Raw genomic sequence first — 11,599 nt, 5'->3', positions numbered from 1 at the left:
TTTGGCGGCTGGCTCGTTGATGTCAGCGCTGTGGACACCAAGCCGTGGCCCTGATCAACTCTGCGGGGTCTAGGTGGCCGAGCCAGGCTCCTCACCCTGGGCCTGCCGTACTTTCCCTGTCGGGCATCTTCCGGCTCCCGCGCAGGGGCTCGGGTGTCATGCGGCAACACAGCGTAGGCCGCCGTCGCGTTCGTACCTTATGCCTCGTGTTCGGGGGTTAAGGGTACGAACGCGAGGCCTACCCTACGAACGCGAGGTGCTCGCTCAAGGGCGGGCCCGGAGGGCGGGGCTGAGTTGGTCAGGCGTGGTGCGTGTGGAGGGCACCGGTCCGGCCATGGACGGCGCCCGTCAGATCGCCCGACGCGCCGACGCACAGCGCAGCAGCTGACGCCCCACCGCTGGTTGCCAGGAACGCCGCTGGTGCCGAGGTGACCATAGCGGTGTCGGCCGGTAGCGATCTGAGACGTGTCTGGGACGCCCGTCCTCGCACGGCAGGCACCGCGAGCACCTAACCTTGCACCTATGACAACTGATGCAAAGACGCCCAACCAGGCTGTCACGACCCGCACCGAATCCGACTCCATGGGCACCATCGAGGTGGACGCCAACCGTTACTGGGGGGCCCAGACCGAGCGGAGCCTGCACAACTTCGACATCGGCCGCGAGACCTTCGTGTGGGGCCGCCCCATGATCAAGGCCCTGGGGATTCTCAAGAAGTCCGCCGCCCTGGCCAACGCTGAGCTCGGTGAGCTGCCCGCCGACATCGCCGAGCTCATCGCCAAGGCCGGCGATGAGGTCATCGCCGGTGACCTCGACGCCGAGTTCCCGCTCGTGGTCTTTCAGACCGGCTCGGGCACCCAGTCCAACATGAACTCCAACGAGGTCATCTCCAACCGCGCCATCGAGCTGGCCGGCGGCGAGCGCGGCTCCAAGACCCCGGTCCACCCCAACGACCACGTCAACCGCGGCCAGTCCTCCAACGACACCTTCCCCACGGCCATGCACATCGCCGTCGTCAACGAGCTGGCCGCCATGTACCCGCGCGTCCAGCAGCTGCGCGACACCCTGGACGCCAAGGCCAAGGCTTACGCCGACGTCGTCATGGTGGGCCGCACCCACCTGCAGGACGCCACCCCCATCACCCTGGGGCAGGTCATCAGCGGCTGGGTCGCCCAGATCGACTTCGCCCTCGACGGCATCCGCTACGCCGACTCCCGCGCCCGTGAGCTGGCCATTGGCGGGACCGCCGTCGGCACCGGTCTCAACGCCCACCCGAAGTTCGGGGCCCTGTGCGCCAAGAAGATCTCCGAGGAAACCGGTATCGAGTTCACCCAGGCGGGCAACCTCTTCGCCGCCCTGGGTGCCCACGACGCCCTGGTTCAGGTCTCCGGCGCCCTGCGGGTCCTGGGCGACGCCCTCATGAAGATCGCCAACGACGTGCGTTGGTACGCCTCCGGCCCCCGCAACGGCATCGGCGAGCTCATCATCCCGGAGAACGAGCCCGGCAGCTCGATCATGCCCGGCAAGGTCAACCCCACCCAGTGCGAGGCCATGACCATGGTGGCCACGAAGGTCTTCGGCAACGACGCCACCGTTGGCTTCGCCGGATCCCAGGGCAACTTCCAGCTCAACGTCTTCAAGCCGGTCATGGCCTGGTGCGTCCTGGAGTCCATCCAGCTCCTGGGTGACACCTGCGTCTCCTTCGACACTCACTGCGCCTACGGCATCGAGCCCAACACCGAGCGGATCAAGGCCAACCTGGAGACCAACCTCATGCAGGTCACCGCCCTCAACCGCCACATTGGCTACGACAAGGCCTCCAAGATCGCCAAGAACGCGCACCACAAGGGCCTGTCCCTGCGCGAGTCCGCCCTCGAGCTCGGCTTCGTCACCGCCGAGGAGTTCGACAAGTGGGTCGTGCCCATGGACATGACTCACCCCAGCGCCGCTGAGGACTGATCCTCAGGACTGTCCCTCATAGCCGACGACGGCGCCGCCCTTCACGCGAGGGCGGCGCCGTCGTCGTGCGAGCCGAGTCCGCATCCTGACGCGCCCGCCAGCACGCGGATGCCGACTCACAGAAGCGGCACAGCCGCGTCCTGGGATCGTCCGTGCCTTAAGGTGATGCTAGCCACGTACGCAGACACCCGAGCGAGGCGCGCGACTGACTGAGCCGGAGGGAACCACGATGAACCTGCCACGACGCACCATCCTTGCCGCCCTGCCCGCCACGGCGGGACTCCTGGGCCTGGGGGCCTGCTCCACCGGAGGGGCCACCGCGCAGGCCTCCTCCGCGGCCTCGTCGCAGGCGCCCACCGATGCCAAGCTCGCCCTGGACTCCGCCGCCTGGCGCTACGACGCGGACCACAAGGTCTACTACCAGCTGGGTCTGCGCTACGTGGCCACGCCCCAGGCCTCGGACTATGAGACCCTGGGTATCTACGTGCCCGGTGCCTACTTCACCGGAAAGGACAACGGCAACGGCACCTACACGGTCACCGTCAACGCCTCGGGCGCCGTCGGCAGCTTCACCGCCGCCACCGCACCCACCGTCTTCCCGGTCAACACCCCGGGATACTCCGCCCAGAAGCCGCCCACCGAGTACTCCTACGACACCATCAAGGCCTACATGGAGGCCGGTTTCATCTACGTCCACGCGGGCCTGCGCGGCAAGGACTCCAACTCCCAGACCTACTCCGGCAACGCGCCCTGGGGCGTTGCCGACCTCAAGGCCGCCGTGCGCTACCGGCGCTACAACTCCTCCGCCGTGCCCGGCGACGCCGCGAAGGTCTACGTCTTCGGGCACAGCGGGGGAGGGGCACAGAGCGCCGTCGCCGGAGCCTCCGGGGACAGCGAGCTGTTCGCCCCCTACCTGGCCGTCCTGGGGGCCGCCACCACTGACACCAGCGGCAAGGCCCTGTCCGACGCCGTCGCCGGAGCCATGTGCTGGTGCCCGATCACCAGCCTGGACAGCGCCAACGCCGCCTACGAGTGGAACATGGGCCAGTTCGCCTCTTCCGACACCCGGGCCGAGGGCACCTGGACGCGGGCCTACTCCCAGGACCTCGCGGCCGCCTTCCCCGCCTACCTCAACGGGCTGAAGCTCACCGACTCCCAGGGCAAGCCCCTGACTCTGGAGTCCTCCTCCCAGGGCACCTACCTGTCGGGCTCCTACTACGACCACCTCGTGTCGGTCATCCAGAAGTCCCTCAACGACTTCCTGTCGGCCACCACCTTCCCCTACACGCCCTCCTCCACCGAGATGGCGGGGATGGGGCCCGGCGGGGGTGGCGGAGCGCCGTCGGGAACCCCGCCCAGCGACGGTGGCGGCACGCCTCCCAAGGGCGGGACGTCCGGAGGCGGCGCTCAGGGCAGTGGCGAGTCCACCACCTACAAGACGGTGGAGGAGTACATCGCCTTCCTCAACTCCTCCTCGCAGTGGGTCACCTACGACGCCTCCAAGAAGACTGCGACGATCACCGGCCTGCAGGGCTTCGTCACCTCCCAGAAGAACGCCTCCAAGGACGTGGGGGCCTTCGACGGCGTTGACCGTGCCCAGACCGAGAACCTCGTCATGGGCTCGGGGGAGAATAAGCAGCACTTCTCCTCCCTGAGCCGCGAGGTCATCTCCAAGGGGCAGTCGAGGTACGCGAGCCTGTCAGGCTGGAACAAGGACTACGGCGTCGCCGCCTACGAGAAGGACCTGGCCGCCAAGGACTCGGCCGGTACCGACATGGTCACGCGCGTGTCCATGTACGACCCCCTGTACTACCTCACCCAGGACTCCAAGGGGCGGGGCAGCTCCACCATCGCCCCCGCCTGGCGCATCCGCACCGGCATCACCCAGGGCGACACGGCCTCCACCGTCGAGGTGAACCTCACCCTGGCGCTCCAGCAGGCCGGAGCCGGCAACGTCGACTTCGCCACCATCTGGGGGCAGGGACACACGATGGCCGAGCTGACCGGCACCGGCGAGGAGAACTTCATCGCCTGGGTGACCAAGCAGTCGGCCTCCTGAGCCCGGCAGGCTCCGGAACATCTCGGGGCGCTCCAGGGAATAACGACGGCGGTGGGGTGGTTGAGGACTCGGTTTACGCTCGTCCTCATGAATCGAGAAATCATGCTGACTGCTGCCATGGTCCTCGCTGTCCTGGCCTCCTCCCTCCACGTCCTCATCTTCTACATGGAGTCCATCGCCTGGGAGGGGCCCCTGGCCCGCAAGACCTTCGGGGGCACGCCCGAGGAGGCCAGGCCGCACGCCTTCTACGCCTTCAACCAGGGCTTCTACAACCTCTTCCTGGCTCTCCAGGCGCTGACCGGAGTCGCATTGGTGGCCCTGGGGCACGTGGGGGTCGGTGCAGCCCTCATCCTGGCCGGGACCGGAGCCATGCTGGCGGCTGCCGTGGTCTTGGCCCTGGCCTCGGCACCCCACCGCGGCGCAGCCGCCAAGCAGGGAATCCTCCCGCTGCTGGCCGTCTCCTACACCATCGCGGCACTGCTGGGTTGAGCCGACATGAGACACCGGGATGATGAATCGATGAGGCCGTGTCGCTGGCGGCCTGAGCGCCCAGTCATGCAGTGCAGGAATGGTGCGCACTGCTGCGGTGTTAAGTGGGAGAGGATCGTCGACTCCATCGACGTGTAGATGGTGAGCACCTGGGTGTTTGCTTTCAATCCTGCACCAATCATCTTGGGAAAAGCCAACACCTGGCAGATCGGCAGGTGTTGGCTGGTACGGTGGAGACACGCCATCGGGACGCGCCGCCAAAGGCCATGAGAGGACACCCGGCACCCGCAATGAGCAGCACCATTACCTTCGATGCCGTCACCAAGTCGTACCCGGCCGGAAAGGGCGCCGAATCAGGTTCCCCTGCCGTCGACTCCTTCTCGGCCCGTATCGAGGCCGGCACCACCACCGTCCTGCTGGGATCATCCGGCTGCGGCAAGACCACCCTGCTGCGCATGGTCAACCGCATGGTGGAGCCCTCCAGCGGCCGGGTCCTCATCGATGACCAGGACGTCGCCGCCCGCGACGCGGTGGCTCTACGTCGATCCATCGGCTACGTCATGCAGAACGCGGGGCTGCTGCCGCACCGGCGCGTCATCGACAACATCACCCTGGTCCCCAGTCTTCAAGGCGTAGGGCGCCATGAGTCCCGGCAGCGGGCGCTCGAGCTCATGGACATGCTGGGCCTTGACCGCGACCTGGCCGGGCGCTACCCCCACCAGCTCTCCGGCGGCCAGGCTCAGCGGGTCGGTGTGGCCCGGGCGCTGGCTGCCGACCCCGAGGTGCTCCTCATGGACGAGCCCTTCGGCGCCGTCGACCCGCTCGTGCGCCGCGACCTCCAGCGCGAGATGGTCCGCATCCAGGCCGAGCTGGGTAAGACCATCATCTTCGTCACCCACGACGTCGACGAGGCCCTGGCCCTGGGCGACGAGATCATCCTCCTGCGCGAAGGGGCCCAGGTCGCCCAGCGCGGCAGCGGCCCCCAGCTGCTGGCCGACCCGGCCGACGACTTCGTCGCCCGCTTCCTCGGCCTCGACGACGCCGCCCGCCAGCTTCGGCTCACGGACGTCGCCGAGTCCCGGATCGTCCTGGACCGGGCCGGCCGCGCCGTCGGGCGCCTGGCCGACGAAGTCTCCACGGAGGCGGAGGAGCGGGCATGAGCTGGGTCCTGGCCAATCTGCCCACCATCGCCGGGCACCTGCTGGCCCACCTTCTCCAGGCGGTTCCCGCGATCATCGCCTCCTTCGTCCTGGCGATCCCCATCGCCCGCCTGGCCCGCACCGCCCGCCCGTTGCGCGCCGTACTCGTGACCGGCTCCTCGCTGCTCTACGCCGTGCCGTCCCTCGCCCTGTTCGTCGTCCTCCCCATCATCCTGGCCACCGGCATCCGCGACCCGCTCAACGTCATCGTGGCCCTGACCCTCTACGGGCTGGCGCTCCTGGTGCCGGCCACCGCCGACGCGCTCGACGCCGTTGACGCCCGCGTCCTGGACGCCGCCACCGCCATGGGCATGGGGCGCCTGCGCTGCTTCCTCACCGTCGAGCTGCCGCTGGCGGGACCCGCCATCCTCACAGGCCTGCGCGTGGTGACGGTCTCGACGATCTCACTGACCACTGTCGGGGCGGTCCTCGGTGTGCGCAGTCTCGGCTGGCTATTCACCGACGGCTTCCAGCGCGGCATCACTGCGGAGATCGTTACCGGCCTGGTGGCCACCGCGGCCCTGGCACTCGTCCTGGACGGGCTCGTCCTCGCGCTGGGGCGACTGTGCCTGCCCTGGAACTGGAAGCGCGCCGAAGCCGGCGCAGCCGTCTCGCAGAACCAGGAGGGCACGGCGTGAGGTTCGTCCTGGCCGCACTGGCCTACATCGCCGATCCCACTCACTGGAGCGGGGCCATGGGGATCGGCCCACTGCTGGTCCAGCACGTCCTCTACTCCTTGGCCGGTGTCCTCATCGCCGCTCTTATCGGGGTCCCCGCCGGCTGGTGGGTGGGGCACACCGGACGCGGGCGCACCTGGGTGCAGCCGCTCAGCGGCGCGGCCCGCTCCCTGCCCACCCTCGGCCTCATCACGCTGTTCGGCCTCGTGCTCGGGGTCGGCCTGTGCGCCCCCATGATCGCCTTCGTCATCCTGGCCCTGCCCAGTGTCCTGGCCGGAGCCATGAGCGGGGTGCGGGCAGCCTCCACCATGGCCGTCGACGGCGCCCGGGCCAGCGGCATGAGCGAGCTGCAGGTGCTGGGCCGGGTCGAGATCCCCCTGGGGGCGCCGCTGCTCGTCGGCGGGCTGCGCTCGGCCAGCCTCCAGGTCATCTCCACCGCCACGCTGGCCTCCTATACCGGCGCCGGCGGGCTCGGCCGACTCATGTTCCTGGGCCTCAAGACCCAGGACTACGTCATGATGCTCGCCTCAGCGCTCCTGGTCATCGCCCTCGCCCTGGCCTCTGAGGCCGTCTTCGCCCTCATCCAATGGGGTGTCACGCCCCCAGGTGCCCGGCAGCACCGGAAGGAATCAGCATGACCGCACCGTCCAACCCGCGCCCCGGCAAGCAGCTGACGCGACGCGGCCTGCTGGTCGGCATCGGCACGACCACCGGCCTGCTCGCCCTGAGCGCCTGCTCCGACACCGACCCCTTCGCCGTCGACCAAGCCTCGGGGGGCTACTCCGGTGGCCCGATCATCATCGGCAGCCAGCAGTACTACTCCAACGAGATCATCGCCGAGCTCTACGCCCAGATGATGGAGAAGACGGGCCTGACCGTCACCCGCGAGTACCAGATCGGCCAGCGGGAGGTCTACCTGCCCGAGCTCGAGGCCGGCAAGATCCACGTCATCCCCGAGTACGGCGGCAACCTGCTGGAGTACTACAACAAGACCTCCGCCTCAGGCAGTCCCACCGCCGCGACCGCCTCCCGCACCGCCGGCGATACCGCCTCCATCCAGGACACCCTGCTGAGGATCCTGCCGCACTCGCTGACCGTTCTGAACCCGGCCGAGGCGACGGATCAGGACTCCCTGACCGTCACCAAGGCCACCGCCCAGGCCCACTCCCTGACCTCCATCGGCGACCTGGCCTCACTGGGGCGGCCCGTCACGATCGCCGCGAACTCGGAGTTCACCACTCGTCCCTACGGTCCCAAGGGCCTCAAGGCCGTCTACGGCGTCGACGCCTCCGTCACGCCGGTGGAGGACTCCGGCGGGCCTCTGACCGTCAAGGCCCTCACCGACGGCACCGTCGACGTCGCCGACATCTACTCCTCCGACCCCGCCATCGGGGTCAAGGACCTCGTCATCCTCTCCGACCCCCAGATGCTCATCCTCCCGCAGAACGTCACCCCGCTGGTTTCCGCCTCACTGCCGGCCATCGCTGCCACCGCCATCAACCGGGTCTCGGCCCTGCTGACCCCCGACGAGCTGCGCTCCCTCAACCAGCGCTCCACCGGCGAGAAGCTCAGCTCCAAGGTCATCGCCACCGACTGGCTCACCTCCAAGAAGCTGCTCTGAGCGACGAGAGGCCCGCGGCGCTCGGCGTGTCAGTGATGGCAGAGAGCGTGCGCGACGACAGCTAGTGATCTCTCGCATACAGTCACTCTCTTTCGGAAAGTGAGTGCTTGTGAGAGAGTTTGGTTGTTCGTTCAACACCTAACGCTCAAGGAGCCCTCATGTCCGTCCCCTCCATCTCCATCATCGGCGCCGGCAACATCGGATCAGCGGTCGCAGGTCTGGCAGTCAAGGCCGGTGCCAGCACTCAGGTCCTGGTGCGCGACACCTCCAAGGCCACCGGCCTGTCGGGTGCCGACGTCGCCGAGATCGGTTCGCCCCTGACCGGTGACATCGTCGTCCTCGCCCTGCCCTACGCCGCCATTGACGACGTCATCGCCACCTATGGTGCGCAGGCCTTCACCGGCAAGGTCGTTGTCGACCCGACCAACCCCCTTGACTTCACCACCCTCGACTCGCTCGTACCGGCCGGTAGCTCTGCGGCCGCCGAGCTCGCCGTGAGGCTCCCGGGCGCCCAGGTGGTCAAGGCCTTCAACACCGTCTTCGCCGCCGTCCTGGCGAGCGGCACCATCGGTGCTCGCCCGGCCACTGTCCTGGCCGCCTCCGACTCTGCGGAGGCCAAGACGAGCCTGCGCTCGTTCGTCGAGGCCGCCGGACTGACGTGGGCCGACGCCGGCGAGCTCAAGCGGGCGGAGCGTCTGGAGGCACTCGGGGCGCTGAACATCGCCCTGGGTGTCACGGAGCAGGTCGGTTGGACCGGAGGCCTCGCTGTCGTGTCTGAGTGAGGCTCAAGTAAGGCTCGGATAAGGCTCCCGGTTCGCAGGTAACCTGTCACCCATGCCCGTCGTCGGCCGCTCACACGTGTGAGCGGCCGACGACGGATCAGCGACCAAGCACACGAGGAGACACCGTGTCCGACACTGAGCAGCCGACCGGCACGCACAAGGCGGGGCAGATGGCGCCCAATCCCTATAGCCGCAGCTGCCCCTCACGTGGTCTGCTCAAGTCACTCGGCGACCTGTGGACCGTACTCGTCGTCGGGGCGCTTCACGAAGCCGGCCAGCCACAGCGCTTCAAGGAGATATCGACCCGTGTCGACGGTATCTCCACCAAGATGCTCACCCAGACCCTCAGGGGCCTTGAACGCGATGGACTCATCGAGCGCCATCAGTACCCGGAGATCCCGCCGCGAGTGACCTACGAGCTCACCGACTCAGGTAAGGGGCTGGCGGAGGCACTCGCTCACGTTGAGGCCTGGGCCACTGAGCACCTCGGCACAGTCAGCCAGGCCCGGGCGCGCTACGACGCCACCCACTGAGCATCCGCTCAAACGTTCGCCGAGGGCGTTTCGAGCGCGTCTAGAGGTGCCGCCAGGTCTCCACCCGCCAGCGCGCGTCCCCGGACACCGGGCGCCACCGGCCCTGCGGGTCGGAGAGGGCCGGGTCGATGGCCCACTGCTGAGTGCTGATCCCCGGTGCACGCACCAGCGCTGAGTCGGGCAGGCCGCGCTCACGGGCCCGCTCGCTGGCGTCCAGGTCCAGGACACTGACGACGAGCACATCGGGCAGGCCGTCAGCCAGAGCCTGCTCGTAGACGCTGCCGCCACCGATGACCCACAGGCGGGGGAGCCCTGCGGCATCCCCCTCACGAGGATCGTGCCCCAGCTCAGCGGCCAGGCCTCGCGCCGCCAGCGAGAGCCCCTCGCGCAGCGAGCCTGCGCGGATCGCCCCCTCGGCCCGCCAGGAGCGGTCACGGGTGAGAACCACGTTGCGCCGCCCGGGCAAGGGGCCTCCTAGCGACTCCCAGGTGGCGCGGCCCATAACCAGCCCGCAGCCCATGGTCGTGGCCTTGAAGTGGGCGAAGTCCGCCGGCACGCGCCACAGCATGCCGCCGTCGGCCCCCAGAACCCCGGTGACGTCCTGGGCCCAGATCATCCCCAGGCCGCTCATACCGCGACCGGGGCCTTGATCGTGGGGTGGTGCTCGTAGCCCTGGGAGGCGTCGATGTCGTCCATGTCGTAGGCGTCGATGGACTTGGCCCGCTCCAGACGCAGCGTGGGGAAAGGATGGGCGCTGGGCACCCGGGAGAGCTGGGTGCGAACCTGCTCGACGTGGTTGTCGTAGATGTGGCAGTCCCCGCCGGTCCAGATGAGCTCACCGGGCTCCAGGTCCGCCTGCTGGGCGAGCATATGGGTGAGCAGCGCATAGGAGGCGATGTTGAAGGGCACCCCCAGGAACAGGTCGGCGCTGCGCTGGTAGATCTGCAGGCTCAGACGGCCATCGGCCACATAGCACTGGAAGAAGGCGTGGCAGGGGGCCAGCGCCATGGAGCCCAGCTCGGAGACGTTCCAGGCCGACACCAGCATGCGTCGCGAGTCCGGGTCGGTGCGCAGCGTGTCGATGAGCCCGGCGATCTGGTCGATCGCGCCCCCGTCCCGGGTGGGCCAGGAACGCCACTGCGAGCCGTAGACCGGCCCCAGCTCACCGGAGTCATCGGCCCACTCGTCCCAGATGGTGATGCCCCGCTCCTGGAGCCAGCGCACGTTCGTCTCCCCGCGCAAGAACCACAGCAGCTCACCCTTGACGGCCTTCATGGCCACGAACTTCGTGGTGATGCGCGGGAAGCCGCGGCGCAGGTCGTAGCGCAGCTGGCGGGCGAAGAGTGAACGCGTCCCGGTGCCGGTACGGTCGGACTTCGCGGTCCCGTTGGCCTGGACATCGGCCAGGAGGTTCTCGTAGGCGACGTCGACGCCTGGCGGGGGGAGGAGCCCCATCTGCGCCAGCGCCGGGTACTGGGCGGCCGACGGCGACGGCTTGCTCTGGCTGCTGGCTGCGCTCATGCTTCGATCACCTCGACATGGGAGCTGTCGACGTAGCCGCCCACAGCGAGCTCGGGTCCCAGGGCCGCCTGCGCCCCCTCAATGACCTGATTGGCCAGCGCCCGGCCCCCCTTCCATCCGATGGCAGCCCCGATCCCGAAGGGGAGGAGACGCCCCAGCGCCAGTGCGCCGCCCTTGGCGGCCGAGTGCTTGGCCATCCGCTTGATGAGGCGGGCGTTGATCGACTTCACCGACGGCAGGGGCATCTGCATGAGCAGCTGAGCCGCCCAGAACATCGAGGACAGGCCCAGCTGGCCCTGAACCGCCTCGGAGCCCTCCTTTCCCAGGAGGGCGGAGAGGACCAGTGCCCGACGGCGCTCGGTGTCGACGACGTGGACCCCCTGGATCTCCGCGACAGTCAGGACGTAGGTGACGGCCGAGGCAATGAAGGCGGCGCTCTGGCCCACTGTCAGGGCGGCGGCCGCGCCCGTACCGATGGCCGGTATGGCCGCGGAGGCCCCGACCGCTCCCGATGACAGCCCCGCGTCCCTCCGGAAACGGGCACCGGCCATCTCGACGAGCTCGGCGGCGTCTGCCCCGGGACGGTCCCGGCGCATCCGTGCGACGCGCTCCTCGATGAGGGCGGCCGGGATGGCGATCGCCTTGTCGAGGGCGCGCTCCAGCGCGTTGGGGCGCCCAGATCGGGAGGTGTTCAACGGTGGTCTCCTTACCTGAGTGACACAGGGGGAATCGAGGAGAGCGGCCGGTTCAGCGGATGGG

General features: G+C 68.7%; 12 protein-coding genes. 9 read left to right on the top strand and 3 right to left on the bottom strand.

Annotation, left to right across the window (positions count from 1 at the left end):
• The first annotated feature begins 522 nt into the window (after window positions 1-522).
• The 9 genes from fumC to HMPREF2883_RS06650 all read left to right on the top strand — a co-directional run bounded on the left by fumC (window position 523) and on the right by HMPREF2883_RS06650 (window position 9,319).
• On the top strand, window positions 523-1,959 hold the full coding sequence (fumC, locus tag HMPREF2883_RS06690; RefSeq protein ID WP_070660029.1) for a class II fumarate hydratase: 1,437 nt from the start codon (window positions 523-525) through the stop codon (window positions 1,957-1,959).
• Window positions 1,960-2,188: 229 nt separating this feature from the next.
• The gene (locus HMPREF2883_RS06685; RefSeq protein WP_070660027.1) at window positions 2,189-4,018 is read left to right on the top strand and encodes a subtype A tannase; all 1,830 of its coding nucleotides are present in this window, start codon (window positions 2,189-2,191) and stop codon (window positions 4,016-4,018) included.
• A gap of 102 nt (window positions 4,019-4,120) precedes the next feature.
• On the top strand, window positions 4,121-4,507 hold the full coding sequence (locus HMPREF2883_RS06680) for a DUF1304 domain-containing protein (protein ID WP_070660021.1): 387 nt from the start codon (window positions 4,121-4,123) through the stop codon (window positions 4,505-4,507).
• Window positions 4,508-4,797: 290 nt separating this feature from the next.
• Window positions 4,798-5,667 carry an ABC transporter ATP-binding protein gene (locus HMPREF2883_RS06675; RefSeq protein WP_070660018.1) on the top strand — a complete coding sequence of 290 codons (870 nt, stop codon included), beginning with the start codon at window positions 4,798-4,800 and terminating at the stop codon, window positions 5,665-5,667.
• Window positions 5,664-6,344 carry an ABC transporter permease gene (locus tag HMPREF2883_RS06670; RefSeq protein ID WP_070660015.1) on the top strand — a complete coding sequence of 227 codons (681 nt, stop codon included), beginning with the start codon at window positions 5,664-5,666 and terminating at the stop codon, window positions 6,342-6,344. Before HMPREF2883_RS06675 ends, HMPREF2883_RS06670 begins: the two co-directional genes overlap by 4 nt.
• Window positions 6,341-7,021, top strand: coding sequence for an ABC transporter permease (locus HMPREF2883_RS06665; RefSeq protein WP_070660012.1), 681 nt, complete (start codon window positions 6,341-6,343; stop codon window positions 7,019-7,021). Before HMPREF2883_RS06670 ends, HMPREF2883_RS06665 begins: the two co-directional genes overlap by 4 nt.
• Window positions 7,018-8,004, top strand: a complete 987-nt coding sequence (locus HMPREF2883_RS06660; protein WP_070660009.1) for an ABC transporter substrate-binding protein — start codon at window positions 7,018-7,020, stop codon at window positions 8,002-8,004. The genes HMPREF2883_RS06665 and HMPREF2883_RS06660 overlap by 4 nt, the downstream gene beginning before the upstream one ends.
• Window positions 8,005-8,162: 158 nt before the next feature.
• On the top strand, window positions 8,163-8,786 hold the full coding sequence (locus tag HMPREF2883_RS06655; protein WP_070660006.1) for an NADPH-dependent F420 reductase: 624 nt from the start codon (window positions 8,163-8,165) through the stop codon (window positions 8,784-8,786).
• A gap of 125 nt (window positions 8,787-8,911) precedes the next feature.
• Complete coding sequence (locus tag HMPREF2883_RS06650) at window positions 8,912-9,319, top strand: winged helix-turn-helix transcriptional regulator (RefSeq protein ID WP_081379626.1); 408 nt, start codon at window positions 8,912-8,914, stop codon at window positions 9,317-9,319.
• Between the two features lie 40 nt (window positions 9,320-9,359).
• On the opposite strand, the gene HMPREF2883_RS06645 is transcribed toward HMPREF2883_RS06650, so the two are convergent.
• From HMPREF2883_RS06645 to HMPREF2883_RS06635, 3 genes are read right to left on the bottom strand one after another with little or no spacing between them, the layout of a single operon-like run.
• Window positions 9,360-9,950 carry a dihydrofolate reductase gene (locus HMPREF2883_RS06645; protein ID WP_070660003.1) on the bottom strand — a complete coding sequence of 197 codons (591 nt, stop codon included), beginning with the start codon at window positions 9,948-9,950 and terminating at the stop codon, window positions 9,360-9,362.
• Window positions 9,947-10,840 carry a thymidylate synthase gene (locus HMPREF2883_RS06640; protein WP_070660000.1) on the bottom strand — a complete coding sequence of 298 codons (894 nt, stop codon included), beginning with the start codon at window positions 10,838-10,840 and terminating at the stop codon, window positions 9,947-9,949. Before HMPREF2883_RS06640 ends, HMPREF2883_RS06645 begins: the two co-directional genes overlap by 4 nt.
• Window positions 10,837-11,535, bottom strand: coding sequence for a hypothetical protein (locus tag HMPREF2883_RS06635; protein WP_070659998.1), 699 nt, complete (start codon window positions 11,533-11,535; stop codon window positions 10,837-10,839). The genes HMPREF2883_RS06640 and HMPREF2883_RS06635 overlap by 4 nt, the downstream gene beginning before the upstream one ends.
• Window positions 11,536-11,599 lie beyond the last annotated feature (64 nt).

Origin of the sequence: Actinomyces sp. HMSC075C01 (assembly GCF_001812965.1) — a bacterium.
Classification (GTDB): domain Bacteria; phylum Actinomycetota; class Actinomycetes; order Actinomycetales; family Actinomycetaceae; genus Actinomyces; species Actinomyces acetigenes.
This window is presented reverse-complemented; position numbering and strand designations above follow the sequence as displayed.

Bases quoted from the DNA above. Each gene is read 5' to 3' on its own strand.
- fumC (WP_070660029.1), top strand. From the start codon at position 523: ATGACAACTGATGCAAAGACGCCCAACCAGGCTGTCACGACCCGCACC.
- HMPREF2883_RS06685 (WP_070660027.1), top strand. From the start codon at position 2,189: ATGAACCTGCCACGACGCACCATCCTTGCCGCCCTGCCCGCCACGGCG.
- HMPREF2883_RS06680 (WP_070660021.1), top strand. From the start codon at position 4,121: ATGCTGACTGCTGCCATGGTCCTCGCTGTCCTGGCCTCCTCCCTCCAC.
- HMPREF2883_RS06675 (WP_070660018.1), top strand. From the start codon at position 4,798: ATGAGCAGCACCATTACCTTCGATGCCGTCACCAAGTCGTACCCGGCC.
- HMPREF2883_RS06670 (WP_070660015.1), top strand. From the start codon at position 5,664: ATGAGCTGGGTCCTGGCCAATCTGCCCACCATCGCCGGGCACCTGCTG.
- HMPREF2883_RS06660 (WP_070660009.1), top strand. From the start codon at position 7,018: ATGACCGCACCGTCCAACCCGCGCCCCGGCAAGCAGCTGACGCGACGC.
- HMPREF2883_RS06655 (WP_070660006.1), top strand. From the start codon at position 8,163: ATGTCCGTCCCCTCCATCTCCATCATCGGCGCCGGCAACATCGGATCA.
- HMPREF2883_RS06645 (WP_070660003.1), bottom strand. From the start codon at position 9,950: ATGAGCGGCCTGGGGATGATCTGGGCCCAGGACGTCACCGGGGTTCTG.
- HMPREF2883_RS06640 (WP_070660000.1), bottom strand. From the start codon at position 10,840: ATGAGCGCAGCCAGCAGCCAGAGCAAGCCGTCGCCGTCGGCCGCCCAG.